Origin of the sequence: Gluconobacter sp. (assembly GCF_047722525.1) — a bacterium.
GTDB lineage: Bacteria > Pseudomonadota > Alphaproteobacteria > Acetobacterales > Acetobacteraceae > Gluconobacter.
This window is the reverse complement of the sequence record NZ_JBDNYY010000012.1, coordinates 1-16924: the sequence shown is the minus strand read 5'-3', so window position 1 is coordinate 16924 and position 16924 is coordinate 1. Positions and strand designations below refer to the sequence as shown.

At 59.1% G+C, this 16924-nt stretch carries 22 protein-coding genes; 6 read left to right on the top strand and 16 right to left on the bottom strand.

The features are described from left to right. Nucleotides 1-16 precede the first annotated feature (16 nt). The 5 genes from ABF859_RS11330 to ABF859_RS11310 all read right to left on the bottom strand — a co-directional run bounded on the left by ABF859_RS11330 (nucleotide 17) and on the right by ABF859_RS11310 (nucleotide 3741). A complete protein-coding gene (locus ABF859_RS11330; protein ID WP_415527888.1) occupies nucleotides 17-865 on the bottom strand; it encodes an SDR family oxidoreductase in 849 nt (282 codons plus the stop codon). Nucleotides 866-979: 114 nt separating this feature from the next. Further along, nucleotides 980-1975, bottom strand: a complete 996-nt coding sequence (locus tag ABF859_RS11325; RefSeq protein WP_415527887.1) for an aldo/keto reductase — start codon at nucleotides 1973-1975, stop codon at nucleotides 980-982. A gap of 16 nt (nucleotides 1976-1991) precedes the next feature. Continuing rightward, nucleotides 1992-2834 (bottom strand): MBL fold metallo-hydrolase, encoded by an 843-nt coding sequence (locus ABF859_RS11320; RefSeq protein WP_415527886.1) that lies wholly within the window; start codon nucleotides 2832-2834, stop codon nucleotides 1992-1994. Between the two features lie 33 nt (nucleotides 2835-2867). Continuing rightward, complete coding sequence (locus ABF859_RS11315; protein ID WP_415527885.1) at nucleotides 2868-3194, bottom strand: hypothetical protein; 327 nt, start codon at nucleotides 3192-3194, stop codon at nucleotides 2868-2870. Beyond that, nucleotides 3187-3741 carry a sugar ABC transporter gene (locus ABF859_RS11310; RefSeq protein ID WP_415527884.1) on the bottom strand — a complete coding sequence of 185 codons (555 nt, stop codon included), beginning with the start codon at nucleotides 3739-3741 and terminating at the stop codon, nucleotides 3187-3189. The genes ABF859_RS11315 and ABF859_RS11310 overlap by 8 nt, the downstream gene beginning before the upstream one ends. Nucleotides 3742-3913: 172 nt before the next feature. Here ABF859_RS11310 and ABF859_RS11305 point away from each other — a divergent pair, with 172 nt between their 5' ends. Further along, complete coding sequence (locus tag ABF859_RS11305) at nucleotides 3914-4822, top strand: LysR substrate-binding domain-containing protein (protein ID WP_415527883.1); 909 nt, start codon at nucleotides 3914-3916, stop codon at nucleotides 4820-4822. 5 nt (nucleotides 4823-4827) lie between these two features. On the opposite strand, the gene ABF859_RS11300 is transcribed toward ABF859_RS11305, so the two are convergent. The 7 genes from ABF859_RS11300 to ABF859_RS11270 form a co-directional block, all read right to left on the bottom strand. Next, nucleotides 4828-6060: a DUF3363 domain-containing protein gene (locus tag ABF859_RS11300; protein ID WP_415527918.1), complete on the bottom strand. Its 1233-nt coding sequence runs from the start codon at nucleotides 6058-6060 to the stop codon at nucleotides 4828-4830. A 1057-nt stretch (nucleotides 6061-7117) separates the two neighbouring features. Next, nucleotides 7118-7771 (bottom strand): lytic transglycosylase domain-containing protein, encoded by a 654-nt coding sequence (locus ABF859_RS11295; RefSeq protein ID WP_415527882.1) that lies wholly within the window; start codon nucleotides 7769-7771, stop codon nucleotides 7118-7120. Nucleotides 7772-7775: 4 nt separating this feature from the next. Beyond that, nucleotides 7776-8111: a DUF736 domain-containing protein gene (locus ABF859_RS11290; protein ID WP_415527881.1), complete on the bottom strand. Its 336-nt coding sequence runs from the start codon at nucleotides 8109-8111 to the stop codon at nucleotides 7776-7778. Beyond that, nucleotides 8095-8700, bottom strand: a complete 606-nt coding sequence (locus ABF859_RS11285) for a S26 family signal peptidase (protein ID WP_415527880.1) — start codon at nucleotides 8698-8700, stop codon at nucleotides 8095-8097. The genes ABF859_RS11290 and ABF859_RS11285 overlap by 17 nt, the downstream gene beginning before the upstream one ends. Beyond that, a complete protein-coding gene (locus ABF859_RS11280; protein ID WP_415527878.1) occupies nucleotides 8697-9212 on the bottom strand; it encodes a DUF2840 domain-containing protein in 516 nt (171 codons plus the stop codon). Before ABF859_RS11280 ends, ABF859_RS11285 begins: the two co-directional genes overlap by 4 nt. After that, the gene (locus ABF859_RS11275; protein WP_415527876.1) at nucleotides 9209-10327 is read right to left on the bottom strand and encodes a replication initiator protein A; all 1119 of its coding nucleotides are present in this window, start codon (nucleotides 10325-10327) and stop codon (nucleotides 9209-9211) included. The genes ABF859_RS11280 and ABF859_RS11275 overlap by 4 nt, the downstream gene beginning before the upstream one ends. Next, a complete protein-coding gene (locus tag ABF859_RS11270) occupies nucleotides 10328-10597 on the bottom strand; it encodes a helix-turn-helix transcriptional regulator (protein WP_019086238.1) in 270 nt (89 codons plus the stop codon). Nucleotides 10598-10795: 198 nt separating this feature from the next. Between ABF859_RS11270 and ABF859_RS11265 the strand changes: the two genes are divergently transcribed. Further along, nucleotides 10796-11452 carry a hypothetical protein gene (locus ABF859_RS11265; protein WP_415527874.1) on the top strand — a complete coding sequence of 219 codons (657 nt, stop codon included), beginning with the start codon at nucleotides 10796-10798 and terminating at the stop codon, nucleotides 11450-11452. Nucleotides 11453-11474: 22 nt separating this feature from the next. Here ABF859_RS11265 and ABF859_RS11260 read toward each other — a convergent pair whose 3' ends face one another. The 4 genes from ABF859_RS11260 to ABF859_RS11245 all read right to left on the bottom strand — a co-directional run bounded on the left by ABF859_RS11260 (nucleotide 11475) and on the right by ABF859_RS11245 (nucleotide 14061). Beyond that, on the bottom strand, nucleotides 11475-11963 hold the full coding sequence (locus ABF859_RS11260) for a DUF2285 domain-containing protein (protein ID WP_415527873.1): 489 nt from the start codon (nucleotides 11961-11963) through the stop codon (nucleotides 11475-11477). Nucleotides 11964-12012: 49 nt separating this feature from the next. Continuing rightward, a complete protein-coding gene (locus tag ABF859_RS11255) occupies nucleotides 12013-12267 on the bottom strand; it encodes a transcriptional regulator domain-containing protein (RefSeq protein WP_415527917.1) in 255 nt (84 codons plus the stop codon). Nucleotides 12268-12570: 303 nt separating this feature from the next. Then, the gene (locus tag ABF859_RS11250) at nucleotides 12571-13251 is read right to left on the bottom strand and encodes a DNA methyltransferase (protein WP_415527872.1); all 681 of its coding nucleotides are present in this window, start codon (nucleotides 13249-13251) and stop codon (nucleotides 12571-12573) included. Nucleotides 13252-13455: 204 nt separating this feature from the next. Beyond that, nucleotides 13456-14061: a DUF2726 domain-containing protein gene (locus ABF859_RS11245; protein ID WP_415527871.1), complete on the bottom strand. Its 606-nt coding sequence runs from the start codon at nucleotides 14059-14061 to the stop codon at nucleotides 13456-13458. A 137-nt stretch (nucleotides 14062-14198) separates the two neighbouring features. Here ABF859_RS11245 and ABF859_RS11240 point away from each other — a divergent pair, with 137 nt between their 5' ends. The 4 genes from ABF859_RS11240 (at nucleotide 14199) to ABF859_RS11225 (ending at nucleotide 16915) form a co-directional block, all read left to right on the top strand. After that, nucleotides 14199-14408 (top strand): hypothetical protein, encoded by a 210-nt coding sequence (locus ABF859_RS11240; RefSeq protein ID WP_415527870.1) that lies wholly within the window; start codon nucleotides 14199-14201, stop codon nucleotides 14406-14408. Between the two features lie 102 nt (nucleotides 14409-14510). Next, nucleotides 14511-14834, top strand: coding sequence for a type II toxin-antitoxin system HigB family toxin (locus ABF859_RS11235; RefSeq protein WP_182987235.1), 324 nt, complete (start codon nucleotides 14511-14513; stop codon nucleotides 14832-14834). Further along, the gene (locus tag ABF859_RS11230) at nucleotides 14824-15204 is read left to right on the top strand and encodes a helix-turn-helix domain-containing protein (RefSeq protein ID WP_025825656.1); all 381 of its coding nucleotides are present in this window, start codon (nucleotides 14824-14826) and stop codon (nucleotides 15202-15204) included. The genes ABF859_RS11235 and ABF859_RS11230 overlap by 11 nt, the downstream gene beginning before the upstream one ends. A gap of 13 nt (nucleotides 15205-15217) precedes the next feature. Beyond that, the gene (locus ABF859_RS11225) at nucleotides 15218-16915 is read left to right on the top strand and encodes a recombinase family protein (protein WP_415527869.1); all 1698 of its coding nucleotides are present in this window, start codon (nucleotides 15218-15220) and stop codon (nucleotides 16913-16915) included. The last annotated feature ends 9 nt before the right edge of the window (nucleotides 16916-16924 follow it).

Sequence of the window (16924 nt, the reverse complement as noted above, 5' to 3'; positions counted from 1 at the left end):
GAGAAAAATGAAGAAGTCAGCTCTTCATCAATCCGCCATCAACTGGAATAAGGGCGCCTGTGACGTAAGAAGCCGCTGGACTGGCAAGAAAAGCCGCGACGGCACCAAACTCTTCGGGCCGGCCGTATCGCCGGATGGGAATTGCGGCTTGTTCCTTAGCTGCTATCGTCTCGATATCTTCACCTTTGGCCTGCGCAGCTAGCTGGTTCAGCCTTTTAACGCGATCGGTTGCGAACAAGCCGGGCATGAGCGTATTTACTGTCACACCATCGGCAGCCACTTCCGAGGCCAGCGTTTTACCCCAATTTGCCAGGCCGGCACGCAAGGTATTTGACAAAACAAGGCCAGGAATAGGCTCTACAACACTGACTGACGAAATCATCACGATACGTCCGTAGCCATTCTGCCGCATGGACGGTAGAAAAGCTGTTGTGAATGCCATGGTAGTTAACAACATTGTCTCAAACTGAGCACGCCAGACGACTGGGTCGAACTCCACGGCTGCACTCGGCGGCGGACCACCGCCATTAGCTATAAAAATATCTGGATCTCCAATTAACTGGCGAACACTTTCAATAACTGAAGATATTTTATCAAAATTACTAATATCAAAACTTATTCCTGAAATATTTCCATTTACTTTCTTAAGCTCTGCGACAGATTCATTAAGTTTCTCCTGGTTCCGAGCTAAAATGCATATCTCTGCTCCAAGTTGGGCAAGAGCTGAAGCCACACCGAACCCCAGTCCTGAACTGCCCCCCAGAACGAGCGCGCGCCGGCCTTTCAGAGAGAACATTGAATTTGCCTCACTCGCGATATTATCGCCATTGTCACTATGTACTACTTCTTTATTTTTAGAAGACACGAAACCCTCCCGTTCTTATTGAAGAAGAATAAACACAAATAATATTTTTACCATATATAGACATAATTTATTTATATTTTTTATTATAATTTATAAGTACTTTATTTTATATTGTCATTCGAATCCAACAACTTGGTGCGGCACATAATCTGCCTCCAGCATGGTAATCTCATCATCGGTCAACACGATCTCCAGCGCGCCGATCGCATCATCAAGATGATAAGATTTAGAGGCCCCCACAATCGGGGCCGATACCTCTTGTTTGGTCAAAACCCACGCAAGTGCCACTTGCGCCATAGTTACGTTACGCGCGGCGGCAACACGTTCAACTGCGCCAATCACTGTATTGTCCGCCCTTTCCGTCGCTGCAAAGAGAGTCTGACCGAAAGTATCGCTTTCGCTCCGTTTCGTCTGCTGGCCGACAGGACGCGCCAGCCGACCACGTGCCAATGGACTCCACGGCATGAGTCCGACACCCTGATCCGCACACAACGGGATCATTTCGCGTTCTTCCTCGCGATAGAGCAAATTAAGATAATTCTGCATGCTAACGAAACGCGTCCATCCATTCAGGCGCGCCGTCTCCTGCGCTTTGGCGAATTGCCATGCGAACATTGATGAAGCACCGATGTATCGGGCCTTACCGCCCTTTACGATATCGTGAAGCGCCTCCATCGTCTCTTCGATCGGCGTACCATAATCCCAACGGTGAATCTGATAGAGATCGATATAATCGGTTCCAAGGCGCGTCAGGCTGGCATCGATCTCGGTCATGATCGCTTTGCGCGAGAGACCCTTGCGATTAGGAGCAGCATTCCCTTCCAGCATCCGTTCAGGAAAAAAGACCTTTGTGGCGATAACTACTTCGTCTCGACGGGTATATTCCTTAAGGAGCTTACCAACGATCACTTCAGAGGTGCCGGCTGAGTAGCTATTCGCAGTATCGAAAAAATTGATCCCACACTCGACTGCTCGCCTGATAATCTGCCGACTATCAGCTTCGCCAATCGTCCAATTATGAACGCCGGCATCCGGTTCTCCGAAAGTCATACACCCCAAGCAGAGACGCGAAATATCAAGGCCAGTGGAGCCGAGCTTTGAGAACAACATTTACCTTTTCCTTCTTTTATTCATTCTCATAGACAAGGCTGTAACTCTGACCTTTTCGCTCAATGCGTCCAAAACCACGTTCGCGAAGATGCATACCGGCAATCAGCAACCGTTCAGAACTAACAAGGTCAAGCAGTCGTGCCCGTGTCTCAGCTGCGAGAATTGGGTCCAGGTCGAAAGCGATCGACACATCCGGGCGTGGAATCTGAATCTCCGGGAAATGAACGATGTCCCCCCAGATCAGAAGGTTTCGACCGCCGGATTCAAGGCGATAGCCTGTATGCCCTGCCGTATGTCCCGGAAGCGGCGCAGCCGTCAGGCCGGGGGACACCTCGCCACCTTCAAAAAGACGTAACCTGTCACGATAATTCTCGAATACCTGACGCGCCATGAGAAAATTTCCACGCGCCCGCTCGCTTGCGCGGCTCAGATTGCCATCATCCTGCCAGAACTCGACTTCTCGCCTATGGACGACAAGCTCGGCATTCGGAAAGACGGCCTCCCCGTTTTTATCCAAAAGCCCAGCAACATGATCTGGATGAGCATGCGTCAGCAGAATCGTGTCGACCCCGGAAAGCTGCACTCCGGCCTGTGGAAGATTGGACGCCAAAAGGCCTCCCCATTGCTTGAAACCACCAGCCCCAGCGTCAATCAGGACCGTGCGACCACCCCCGCGTACCAGATAGCAGTTTATATGAATGGCGGAGGTGTCCTTCACCCCCGCTTCCTCTTCCATCCGCGCGGCATCCGTGGGCTCGATATTCGAGAGGAGATCCAGGCTGGCGCTCAGATTGCCATCGCTGATCGCCGTGATCGTGAAATCTCCGACCTGCTGGAAGGGGAATTGTGTAGCCGACATTATTCTCTCCTGAGTTCTCTGCCTGGCAGTTATTCAGTTGCGGGCGTGAATGTTTTCGGTCGGATATCCAAAGCAGCGAATACGGGCGGAAAGGCCCGTATTACGCTTTATGCTGTCACCGATTTCCTCCATGAACTTTTCCATGACAGAAGCTGTTCGAAACACTTCCAGCCGAAATTGAATTTCGGCAAAAACCGGATGTCCACGACCGTGCCGGACGGCGACGTAGATGATATGCACCTTGTCCAGTGCTGCCTCGAGGAGGTCCGTGCAAAGCGCTGTGCATTCCCGAGTGAGCGTCGTAAGTGTCTCTTCCGACGGCATCTTTTCCTGCGATATAAAAAGCGTAACGTTAGGCATCGCTGGCCTGCCGAGGCTTTCTGGAAACAGTATCTTCGGAATTGACCAACTGTGCGGTCATCGGCTCATAGAGATGAATATCCGTCGGCAGAGCCTCGAACGTCTGGGAGCGCTTCAACCTGGCGAGCCATCGATATTCTGGGAATTTTTCCAACGCCACCGCGTGCAGTTCGTTGAAGGCGAAGCCCAAGCGGATCAAGGATTCCGGGCCTTTCTCGCTCATCGCCAGAATCTTGTCAGGCCCGACGGAGGGAGCGCGATCAAGACCAGCATAAAGATTGCGATGCCAGTCGGTAATGTGAGGCTGCCACCGCGCGAAATTGCCACCGCCCTTCTGACGATACTCTTCACTTGTCAGGACATCGAGACCGTCTACCGAGTGCATGGCAAGATAGACAGGGCAACCTTCGCGCAACGCCTTGAAACGCTGGGACGTATGAAAGCCGCTGACCGAAACCAAAGCCGGTAACTTGTCCAAGCTGTAGAAGTCGTTCCATTCCGCTTCGCTGCGCGGATCGGCAAAACTGCATTCCACCGTGTAGATCATCTGACATCCCTTGATCGGAACCGTTAACATGGCCTGACCACATCTTTGGTTGATTGTTTGTCATGGTAATCGGATAATCTCGGCACATATATCGATATTGGATCATCCTTCAGTGACCTAATGTCACGGTGGGATTGACCAAAGAAATGAATCACTGAGCCGGGAACCGCTCATGCGCCGCAAGATACCAAGTAACTCCGCGCTCATGGCCTTCGAATCTGCCGCTCGTCATGGCAGTTTTGCCCGCGCAGCGGATGAACTAGCCCTGACCGAAGGAGCGATCAGCCGTCAGATCGCCCGGCTCGAAGCCTTCCTCGACGTCATACTATTCGAGCGCATCGGAAATCGTGTTCGGCTTTTACCGAACGGAGAGCGTTATGCCGCTCAAGTTCGCGAGACACTCGACCGCTTGGAACGAGACAGTCAGGTGCTGATGGGGCAACCCAGCGATGGCGCGAGCCTCGATATCGCCGCCATCCCGACTTTCGCAACGCGGTGGCTCATTCCCCGATTGGGACAGTTTCAGGAACTACATCCAAACGTCACGGTACATCTCGCAGAGCGGATGGAACCCTTTGTCCTTGCCGGCAGCGGTTTCGACGCCGCGATCCATTTCGACCATCCGGCCTGGACGGGAATGCGGACACACCACCTGCTGAATGAAGTGCTGGTACCCATTTGCCATCCCACGCTTTTGGACAGGGATGGGGCGACGACACTGGATGATTTGCCGCGCCTGCATCGACGGCAAAACCCGGACGCCTGGCAACGATATGCACGGGAAACCGGGATCACACTGACGAACCCCGCGATCGGTGCCCGTTACGATTTACATATAATGCTGATCGAGGCTGCATTGGCCGGCCTTGGCGTTGCACTCGTGCCGCGCCTCTATGTCGAAAGAGAACTGGCGGACGGTCGTCTGATTGCGCCTTGGCCTGCGGGCAATTTGGTTTCCAAGACATTCTGTCTCATCCTGCCCGAACCGATCAGATTAAGTGGTGGTTCAACTCAGATTTTTGCGAATTGGCTTATTAAAGAAGCACAATCGTCAAATCCAAGCTTGAACAACTCTTGCTGAATCCGTTAAAATTCAAGCCCTCTCTGCCGCCCCATCTGCCACGACACCGATCCTCCCTGCACAACGCCAGCCACCTCTCGACCGAGGTGACGCTCGATCACAGGCCGCCACGGGACCAGCGTGAATTCATGAGACTTCTCGACGATGGCAAACTTCCCGCTGGATAGCTGGGCGGTGCCGGTGAACATCCCACTGACCATCTCGCCGTCCGCGACCGCCCGAAACGGCACGGACTTCATTGCCGCCAATTCCGCCCCGACACGGGCAACCTCCCGATCCTGAAGTGTGGCGATCAGGTTGCGACGGTAGCTGACGCGCCCATCTTGGTGGCGTGTCGCATCCCCCTGCCCGATCAACCTCTCCCGCCGCTGTTCCATCGCTTCGCGCACCTGTTCCCCGAAGCCGGCAGGCACCAGATCGGACACAGCACCTCCGACCAGCCGCCGATCGAGCCAGGTCGCACCATCCGCGCCGATCTGCCTGTCGAGGTCGAAAGTCGACAGGATGCGAACATTGGCCCGTCCACCCCTCCCCGCATCATGGGCAGCAGCACGGATGGCGAAATCCTCGGGAATACGCCACTGGTCGACATCAATCCGTTCGACGATACCGGCCCGGCTCAGGGCCTCCAGCCGCCGGACATGGGAGGCGATAAAACCGTCATAGTCGCCGCTCGGCACGCGCCCCTCGAACCGGGCCTGTTCCAGATGACGGCTCGGCCGATAAACGCCCCCCTCGGCGATGCTGGCAATCGCGCGATCGGAGGGGCGCCCGGCGCTATCAGGCGGGCCAATCTCAACGATACTGCCAATCCGTGCCTCCGCGACACGGACCGGGTCGATGCCGGCGACATGGTGCGTGCGGCCGTCGATCCCATCGACCACCAGCGTCAGTTCCTCGCCCAACTCGTCGGAGAGGTGCTTGTCGATGACGCGACCGACGACCGGCGTCGCCGGTGCTGCATCATGGATCGCGAAGCTCATCGGATCGCGCTCGGCGCCCTCCGCCCGGAGCGCCTTCTGCATCGTGCGGATGATGTCGTTACGCTCGCCCATCTCGCGCAGCGTCGGCTCCAGCCGCTCGCTCAGTTCCCACAGCCCCGGCCCGTGCTCCGTGGCAAGACCCATATCGCCCAGCTTGCCAAGACGGCGGAGGCGGAGCGTCCGGTCCGCCTGGCCACGCGGATCGTCCGGCTCGTGGCGCACATCGAGAAACCGGTCCTCGGCCTCCGCGAGCATCGCCCGGTCGATGCGGGTAAAACGATCCTGATCGATTTCGGCGACCAACTTGCGGCGCTGCTCGATCTCGGTGACGGGGCCGAGTTCCAGCGTGACCAGTTCGCTCGCCCGTTCGCGGATGCCGCTGGCGAGATAGTCGCCGTTGATAACCAGATCCTCGCCCAGGTCGTCACGGCCGTTGACGACGACATGCACATGCGGATGGCCGGTATTGTGATGGTTGACGGCCACCCAATCGAGCTTCGTGCCGAGATCGGCTTCGACCTGCGCCATCAGATCGCGGGTATAGCCCGTCAGGTCGGCAAGATCCCCGGCATCCTCCGGTGAGACGATGAACCGGAACTGATGGCGGTCGTCGCGCCCACGATCGAGAAACGCATCACCATCGGCACGGTCTTCGATCCCCGAATAGAGCCGGCCCCGTGCACCGTCGCGGGCGGTGCCGTCGCGCTGGATGTAGCGGAGATGGGCAGCGGCCTTGCCATTCCGCCCGGCGGCACGGACGGAGCGGGATTTGACGACGACACGGCGGCTCCCCGGCCGACAATGGCTCCAGCCATTCGAGAGGTTCCGGGCGCGCACGAACGTCGCCCCGCGTCCACGCCGCACACCACGTCCGGACGCGATGCTTCCCTCCCCCTTCGGTGCATGTCCGGGACCGCCGCCTCGGGGGCGTCCACTCCCGCCGGTCGCCGCCTGCTGCTGGCGCGTAACCGTCCGCACCCTGGTCAGGAAGCTGCTGGCACGACCGACCTTCGGCGTGTCGGCGCGAATACGGCCCGGCCGTGTACGGAACCGATTGTCGTCGTCTGCGCTCATGGCCGCCGATCCGCCCGAAACGGCCAAAAACAGACAAGAGTGCCGCGAAAAACGGGAGGGGAACTGACTTCGCCGCCTGTGCCGGCACCATACCCCCTCAAAGGGGGTGCCACCCAAAACAATGTGCAGACAAGGGCTTGCCCTGCGGATCGGATCCATGGGGTGCCGTCTGCTTTAATCTTGCGCTCCCTTTTCTGCCCTCTTTCCGCCTCTCCACCCCCTGCCCTGCACATCGCCATCATGGCCGCGATCCCATGCCGCCACCCGCGACGAACAAGCCATCCGATCGCGGCATAATGCCCGACATATCGCGCACAGACGCGACCGCCGTGCTGCGATCCGACTGCACGATGAACAGCGGCGCACGGGTCCAGGCAAACCGATCGGGCGCCGCAATCATGACGGGCACACCCACACCACCTCCAATGATAGGCGCAATGGCGGCGACATAAGCGCGTGTTTCCAGCGGCAGTGGACGCCCTGCCAGAGACGCCTCATAGCGATCCGGACCGGCGTTATAGGCGGCCAGAAAACCCGGCGAACCGTAGCGGTCATGCAGTTCGCGGAGATAGGCCGCGCCCGCCAGGATGTTGTCGCGCGGATCGTAGGGGTCACGCCCGAGATGATGCCGGACGCGCAGATCCGTCCATGTTCCGGGCATGATCTGCATCAGCCCCATCGCGCCCGCCGATGAAACGGCCCCCGGATCACTACCACTCTCGGCCCCCATGACAGCCCAGATCCAGGTCGCCGGGATGTCGAAGCGCCGTGCAGCCTCAGCGATCTCGGCGGCATACGGGGTGTCGACTGTCTGCGCCGATACAGCAACCGGAGCCATGGACACAAAACATCCCGCCGCCAGCAGACACACGATCCGGGTCTGCTTCCGCATGACGTCAGTCCCGCCCATCACGCTTTTGGGGACGGTTCCAGTGCAGCGACCAGAGACCGCCATTGCTGCCGTCACGGAACAGATTGGCGCGCAATGGCTGCGGCAGGAGCGGATCGTCGATCAGCAAGGCAACGTAATCGCCGGCACGCTCGCCCGTGCGTTTCCAGCCGGCACCCACCTCCGGACCATCCTCGTCATCACGATGAACGCGATAATCCGGGGCGTTGTCGGAGTCCGATTTCTCGGCCTGCACGATGACGATCTCATGGGAACCGAGGAAGGTCTGGATGCGTCCGGCAAAGCCGGTCTTGTCGTGCGTGAAGCTACCGATCTGCGGCATGGGAAGTCTCCGTAGCGATGTTGGGAAGGAACGGCATGGGCCTACCAGCGAGCAGACCGTGCCAGACGAAATGGCCGTCGCCGCGCGTGTCGGTGTAGAGTGGCGTCGCCCGACCGATTACGGCCGCGCGCGGGAGCGGGCCGAAATAGCGGCCGTCCAGACTGTCGCGAACGGACGGGTTCATGAGGAAAATCTGATCCGGCGCGATGCGGCGGCAGCCCTGCCAGACCGGCAGCACACGCCCGCGCCGATCGCGGTCCTGCGCCTCCCCGAGCCGCACACCATCCACAGTGACGGTACGGCCAGCACGGCACACCTGTTGCCCAGGCAGCGCCGCGACAGGCTTCAGCAGCGGCACACCTCGCCCGATATAGCCGCGTCCGACCATGAAATCGGCCAGCGGCTCCGGTGGCCTGACGGCGACCAGATCTCCGGCCTTCAGCCCGTTCGGCGCTGTAAGGTCGTAGAGACCGAGGGACGTACTGGCGGATGCGTTCCAGAGCAGCTTCACCGGCACCGGGACGATGGCGGCGACGGCCACGCCCATCGCGACGAAATACGTCGCCATGACATAACCGAAGCGGGTCATGGCACGATCTCCCGCCGTCTGAGCCAGGCCCGATGACGTGCCATCGTGTAGGCGCGCGGCTGCTCACCCGCGTTCAACCGGTTGCCGACATGCCGCCAGTGATCGGGCGCGACCGCGCAGGCGTCGATGCCCGCCTTTTCCACCCCGTCGATATGACGGAGCACCTGCTCGACCTTCGGCCAACCCACGACCCTCAGCAGGATTTCACCACCCGGTCGAACGAACGGCACCGTCTGGCAGGGTTCTCCCGCTGCCCCGGCGCGCAGGATGTCGATGTGTGACGCGATGGTGCCGAAATCGTTGGCCGCCCAGCGAACGAAGGCGAAAACGCTGCCAGGCCGGAAGGAGAAGATACGACGGCGTCGGTCGAGGATCTGTTCCTGAGCCTCATGGCCGAACCTGATCCAGTTCTCGACGCGTTTTTCGATGTGCGTCAGTTCGACATGGGTCAATGCCTCGTGTGCGAACAGCAGGGCGTGGCCCCGCGCACGGGACGTTGTGGCGCTGGTCATGGCCCGTCTCCCGGCATGGGAGAAAGACCACACGCGTGCGGATCGCCCGGCCTGGCGGCGGCACCGGCACCACGGTCGGTATCCGGTCGCCCCAACATCAAAAAGTTAGATTCCAAGTTAGACTCTAAGTTAGGAGCGCGATTCCGCGTTTCAGGCCAAAGACTTAACTGGGGTTCGTGCGCCTGAAATCCCGATAGTGATGCGCCCGAAGTCCCGATAGTCCCTGCGCCCGAAATCCCGTGTCCGTCCACACCGTCATCCACAGGCACTGTGGATAAATTGACGGGACGAATATGCAGCAGTTTCCGCCGTCCTTCGCGCCGGATCGCGAGGCGATAGCCGGGGAGCGACTGGCGGGCGGCGATGCGCCGCAGGTCGAGCGCGAAATCGGAGACACGCGCCAGGCTGCCGGATTTCTCGTGAAGATGGGGAATCTCGAACAGCCAGCCCTGCGGCTGATGCCCGGCATGTTTACGGGCGACGCGGTAGAGCCAGCGTTCGATGCCGCCCGTCAGGCGGAAATAGGCAGGGTCGATGGTCAGGACCAACGAGCGGTCGATGACGCCGCGATAGAACCAGTCCGGCAGGACGCACTCCATGCCCTCGACACGGCCGTCGCGGGTCGTCCGTTCCTCCCATTCGTTAATCCAGGAGAACTGGTGCCGGCGCCAATGCTCGCCGTTACGGATGGTGGTGCGGATCACAGTCGATTGCAGGCGGGCGAACGCGGCCTTGAGCAGGCGGTATTCCCTTGCGCCCGTGGCACGGCCAACGGCCGTCAGAAGCTGGTACGGGGTGAAGCGCAGGAAGCGGGATGTCCGGAGGCCGCCATTCTCCGCCTCGACGATCTGGCTGGCGGCCCAGATCAGCACGTCGGCATCCCAGATCGTCGCCATGCCGTGCTCGGCCAGGCCATGAATCTCGACCCGCTGACCGCCGGCCTCATAGAAGATCGGGGCAACGCGCTTTACCTTGGAGAGCGAGAAGAAAGGGCGCTCCATAAGGTCACGCTGGTCACGGGGGCGGGCATCACCGCCCGCGATCACGAAGGGATCGAGGCGAAGCCGCTCGCTCTCCCGCCCCTGCTGGCCGCGCTGCGGCATGACGCCGGCCATTCAGAGGGTCGCCTTTTCGGCGGGAGTCAGCGGACGGGCGGGAAAGACGCGGCAGGGTGTCTCGTCGGTTGTGGACCGACGGACACCATTCTCGACCCACCCCTGAAGATCTGGGAGGGCATAGACGATGCGGCCACCGATCTTCCGATAGGTCGGGCCGGTGCCATAGGTGCGGTGCTTTTCCAGCGTGCGGATGGAAATGCCGAGGAAGCGCGCCGCATCGGGCGTGCGCAGGAAACGGGGCGGCAACCCCGTCTTGGGATCGAGCATGATCGGGCCTCCGGTTGGGTTCGGCGGCTATCGGTAACGACAGCGGACCATGGCGAACCGTGGCGGAGGATCGGCGGGATGGAGAGTGCCGGAATTAAGCGGGATTGATTCCGGCACCCTTATCAGGGATGCTACTCTCATGAACAATAAACACGATTTGAGATTCCAGTATTCTACGCGCCATACAGGAGAGTTTTTTTGGAATACCCTAAAAGCTATAAAATTTTTATCGACAAGCGCTGGTCTTTAGAAGATCTCTACAAGTTTCCCAGAGCTTATGAACAGGTTTACTTCGCTTTTGAAGCCGTCCTTCCATCACCGGATGAAGTGACAGATGAACGAATAGAGCGCGCTTTTCGTGCGTTTCCATGGCAAGGAGGATATAGTGCTGTTAGCTTTTATAATCAGCTAAAGTACGCAACGCCCCCCAAAAGACGTCCTCTGATCCAGAAAATGCAATATGCCTCTCCAGGCTATATTGAACTCCTTCTGAATCTTCCACTTGCCGTACAGATAGCTGGCGTAGTTGGTAGTGTCGCTGCGTCTATTGGCGCATGCAACAAAACTTACAATGCCATTCATACAGATCTTCAAAAACGCAAATTATTGCGCATGGACGTTGAAAAAAAGAAAATAGAATTAACAAAAGAACAACTAAAATTAGTTACCTTTGCCAACGGAGAGATGGCAAAAATTCTTGACCTTCCCTCAACTAAAGCCATTCTAGAAAGAACAAACGATCCATTGATATCACTTAAAATATTACTTAGTATTTACAGAAGAATAAGAACTCTTTCTGAATACAAAATAAAGGGGAAAGCGGAACTTCCAGAAATTATAGAATTTGACGAATAAAACTCAAGAATATAGATTATTTTTAATCTCCCTGAGACAAGCGAAACGGATAGCGCAACAGATCACGATAACCTCCCCGAACATAATACCGACCATCGGCAACGAGCCGACGAACCTGGTTTTTACGAGGATCATTTTCCCAATCGGCCTTCCTGCCTTCGAACCGGAGCAGAACCTCGGCGAGCTTGCGATAGCTCGCACCAGCTGCCCGGCCATCAAACGCCCTGAGCATCAGGATATGCCGGTCCCGTGTCTGCTGCGGAAAGTCGCGCGCCCGCTTGCCCTCAGACCGGCCGACCAGCGCGCGCCATAAACGCAGCACTGCCTCGGCGCGAAGTTCCAGCAGCTTATCGAGCGGCAGGATCAGGACATAGGTGGCGCGTCCATCCGGTGGATGTGTCGGGAGCCAGAATTGATGTGCCGACGAGCCGGGCCGCCAGAAACCATGCCACGCTTCATCTTCATCCAGCCGTGCAACGAGATCAGGTAATTCCGTCAGGTTGATCGGCATGACGGCCGGATCATCCGCGTCCGCAAGTGCTGCATGCAGTTCAATGACGTCAGGCGAGAGTTCTGGTAGCCAGAAGACAGGCGTGCGGCCGGCAGGCTGCGCCGGATCGACAGGGAAATCGCAAACCCCATCGTTTGGAAAAGGCTTTGCTGCCCCCTGACTTCGGAGCCGGAAGCGTTTTCATCTGCTGGAACGCGCGACGGTATTCGTCGTCACGTCGAAGATATTCCCAGGCCATGCCGGCGGCAGCTATGTCTTGTGCGTGTTCGTAAGCGGCCGGCGACTGCCAATCTGATATCGGCATCGCATTACCCTTCCTCTTGCGCCTGTCTCTGGCAGCAGGACAATCAGGATGCGCAAAGGGAAGATTTTGTGCAGACTGCATTTGGAGATATGTCGATCTCGTAACGCGATCGCACGACGTTATGGCGTTCATCCCCGCGTGCAAGAATATTCCGCGAGCCGGGCACTCGCCGGCGAGTGGCGCTTATTTTCCATCTTCCCGTCGCCGATCCGCGAAGTCGGATCGGCGCAAATTTGTGCGGACAGACAGGCCAAGAAAGGGAGCGCCGCAGAACCGAATTGTCGGGTCTGCGGCGTTCACTCCCTATGCCGCCACTTTCTTCGCCGCGTGCCAGACCAACCGGCGGCTTGCCGTGGCTGCATGGTCAGGGTCCAGTTCCATCCCCAGCCAGTCGCGGCCAAGATGCTGCGCTGCCACCAGCGACGAACCCGAACCGGCGAACGGGTCCAGAACCACCCCACCCTTCGGACAGAAGACTTCCACCACGGGAAGAAGTGCTGCCACCGGCTTTTGCGTCGGGTGCAGCTTGTTTCCCGAATACGGCATGTCGATCACGTCCGGAATAGGCTTTGCGGGCGGTGTCACGTTGCCCTTGGCCAGCAGGTAGGCGCTTTCGTGTTCATACCGAAGAAACCGGGAAGAGGATGAATAGGACTTGCGAAAGACGATATGCCCGACCATGCGGAACCCCGCCGCCTTCCAGGCATCGGCAAACAGGTCGATACGGTTCCAGCCATAGAACGAAACGGCAAAGCCGCCCCATTTCAGGACACGGTGCATCTGGTTGAAAGCGGGCCGGAGCCAGCGCGCATTGTCGTCATTGCGCACCTTCCGCCCGTCCCTGCCTTGATAATTCACCAGGTAAGGCGGGTCTGTCAGGATGAAATCCACCGAGTTGCGAGGTAATGCGCGCATAAGCTGCACGCTGTCACCATTGAGGATGGTGTTGCGGAAATCGGTCGCCGTGTTGGTGTTGCCGGTCATGGTCTTTTGCCCTTTGTTCCGCGAGGAACAGCCCCCGCTGTTCCTCTGCCTCGCGGCGAGCAGCGGGGTAGCAACGGCAAGGGCGACCGATGGGGAGGGGTATCACCCGGTCCGCACGGAGCGTAGTGCAGGAAGATCGGGGACACCCCATCGGGCGGCGTCAGCTCGCTGACGCGAACCCTTGCCGGCGCGAGGGCGGAGCCATTAGCCTGTTCTTTTGTCTGTTTCCAGCACTCCAATTTTCTCCGAAAGTGCAGCGAAGACATCCGGCTTGCTCATCCTCTCGGGAATTTCGAGCAACGGGATACCTGCCTTCTGCAAGGCCAGACGCTTGACCGCCATACGAGCGTCAGCGTCGCCGGATAGATCGTGACCGGAACCGTTATACTCGACCACCAAGACCGGATTGCCAAAACGATCGATCAGAAGGAAATCGACGCGCTTACCGCTGTAGGAATTGAACGCCCGCTTCTGACGCGGATCATCCGAGGCATAAGGCGTCTTGATGAAACCACCCATCGAAACTTCAAAGGCGAAACGCCAGTCGGGCTGCCTATCCTTGATCCACTCGTCGATCGCATAGAGCACGCGCACGGCTTCCCGATTGACGGGAGGGACAGCCTTCAGGCTGCATTCACCAATGAAGCGCAACTGATTCTGGGGATCGGACAGGTCATTTTCCTGTCGGTATTGCCGACGCCGCTCGTCTTCCTGCTGCCGAACAGCGGCCTGCTGCGCCAGGGCCTCTTTCGCGCGGCGATCCCGAATATAGAATCCGATGGCATATCCAATCGCCAGAAGAATGATCACCTTTTCCACGACCGATAAGCCTCCCTTTTCTGCGCGATCACCGCCGATTACCGCATGGGGTGCCGCACGGTCTTCTCAAATCCCCTTGTCCTGTCCTTCATCGTTCCTGTCGCCCCATGACCCGGAAGGTGGACAGAATGGCACGCAGACCCGATAGAATCAGGATCGAGGTGTTCGGCCCCACCACTGAGGCGGAAAGGACTGAGGACGCATTCCGCCCATCCGATGACACCATTCGCTCCCTCGCCCGCCTGATCGGCCGGCAGATCGCCCGCGAGCAGTTCGAGCGCGCCCGTGCGCTGGAGCGGAAACAGACCCGGCAGACCCGATCCGGTCGCATGCGGTAGCCTCTCCTTCCCGTCAGCGTTGCCCCCCGGCGAACGACCCCTCGCCGGACAGGCGTGTATTTTTCTTGTGACCATTATGGTCCCGTGATATAAGGTCGGTCAATGAGGATCATCGCCCGTCGCACGCTGAGAGAGTTCGTTGACAGTCTGGCGGGCCAGAAGGACCAGCCGGCCGTAAAGGCGGCGCTGGACGCCTGGTTCGCCGAAGTCGGCAAGGCCGCCTGGACGAGCACCGCCGATGTGAAGCGGCTTTATGCCACGGCCAGCATCGTCAGCGCGGAACGGATCGTCTTCAACATCAAGGGCAATGCCTATCGCCTGATCGTGGCAGTCGATTTCGAGAAGAGCATCGTCTGGATCAAATGGATCGGCACGCACAAGGCGTATGACAGGATCGACGTGACGGAGGTGGAGCATGACGGCTGATCTGAAACCCATCCGCAACGAAGCGGATTATGACGCGGCTCTCGAAGAGGTCGGGCGCCTGTGGGGTGCCAAAAGCGGCACGCCGGACGGCGACCGGCTCGACGTACTGGCGACGCTGATCGACGCCTACGAAGCCAAGCACCATCCGATCGACCCGCCCGATCCAGTGGAGGCGATCCGCTTCCGCATGGAGCAGCAGGGCCTCACCCGCAAGGATCTGGAGCCGATGATCGGCCCGCGCAACCGGGTGGCCGATGTGCTGAACCGCAAGCGCGGCCTGTCGATCGACATGATCCGCCAGTTGCATGACGGTCTCGGCATCTCCGCCGAGGTGCTGATCCGGCCCAGCCGGATGGACAAGGTCGCCTGATAAGGAACATCCCATGACCCGCGTCGCCCTGTATGCCCGCTACTCGTCCGACAACCAGCGTGACGCCTCGATCGAGGACCAATTCCGCATCTGCCGCGAACACGCGAAGCGGGAAAAATGGAAGGTGGTCGGCGCCTACAAGGACGCGGGCATCTCCGGCGCCAGCATGATCCTGCGTCCCGGTATCCAGACCCTGTTACAGGATGCCCAGGCAGGACGGTTCGACATCGTTCTGGCCGAAGCTCTGGACCGCATCTCGCGCGACCAGGCCGACGTTGCCACCCTGTTCAAGCACCTGAAATTCGCCGGCGTGCCGATCGTCACCCTGGCCGAGGGTGAGATCAGCGAACTACATGTCGGTCTCAAGGGCACGATGAACGCGCTGTTCCTGAAAGACCTGGCAGCCAAGACCCATCGCGGCCTGCGCGGTCGGGTCGAGGATGGAAAATCCGGCGGCGGGTTGTGCTATGGCTATCGCGTCGTCCGGCAGTTCGACGCCAAAGGCGAACAGATCCGGGGCGACCGTGAGATCGACGCGCAGCAGGCGGAGATCATCCGCCGCATCTTCCGTGACTTCGCCGCTGGCATTGGCCCGCGCGCCATCGCCAAAGCCCTCAACGACCAGGGCATCGGCGGCCCCGAGGGTAAACTGTGGAGCGACACCACCATCCGGGGCCATGTGAAGCGCGGCACCGGCATCATCAACAACGAATTATACATTGGCCGGCTGGTCTGGAACCGGCAGCGCTATGTCAAAGACCCGTCCACCGGCAAGCGCGTCTCACGCCTGAACCCAGAATCAGAATGGGTCATCACAGACGTGCCCAATCTGCGGATCGTCGATGACGCATTATGGCAGGCGACCAAGGCCCGCCAGAACGTCATCGCTGAGAAATACGTCAACGTCACTGAGGCCGTCCGGGCGCATCACAAGCGCAACCGGCTGAATGGCACGCGCCGACCGAAATCCCTGCTGTCGGGCCTGCTGTTCTGTGGGCTGTGCGGTGGCCCTTACGCTCTGCGGGGCTCCGATCGCTTTGCCTGCTCGTCCCACGTCACCAATGGTTCCTGCACCAACAGCCGCACCATCCCCCGCCCTGATCTGGAACGCCGGGTGCTCTCCGGCCTCAAGGACCGGATGATGGCCCCCGAGATCGCGGCCGAGGCCATGCGTGCCTATGCGGTGGAAAGCAACCGCCTCAACCGCGAGCGTCGGTCCAATGCCGATATCTGGCAGGTGGAACAGGTGAAGGTCGAGAAACAGATTCGTGGCATCATCGAGGCCATCAAGGAGGGCATGTTCCACCCCAGCATGAAGGCGGAGATGGACGCGCTCGAAGCCCGCAAAGCCGAACTGGCGTCGCTACTCTCCGACGTTCCCGATGACGTGCCGGACATACTGCCGAGTGCCTCAGCGGTCTATGCCCGGAAGGTCGGCCGCCTGACCGATGCCCTCAACCGCCCCGAGGAGCGGCTGGAAGCTGCCGAGGCGCTGCGGGCACTGATCGAGAAAGTCGTGCTGACACCCGGCCCAAACCGGGGTGAGATCGACGCGATGCTGTATGGAGAACTGGGAACGATCCTGAACTGGATCGAGCGTCAAGCCACTGGAAAGGCTGCAAAAAGAAACACTCCCGGAGCGATGCTCACGGGAGTGTCGGTATCAGTGGTTGCGGGGGCAGGATTTGAACCTGCGGCCTTCAGGTTATGAGCCTGACGA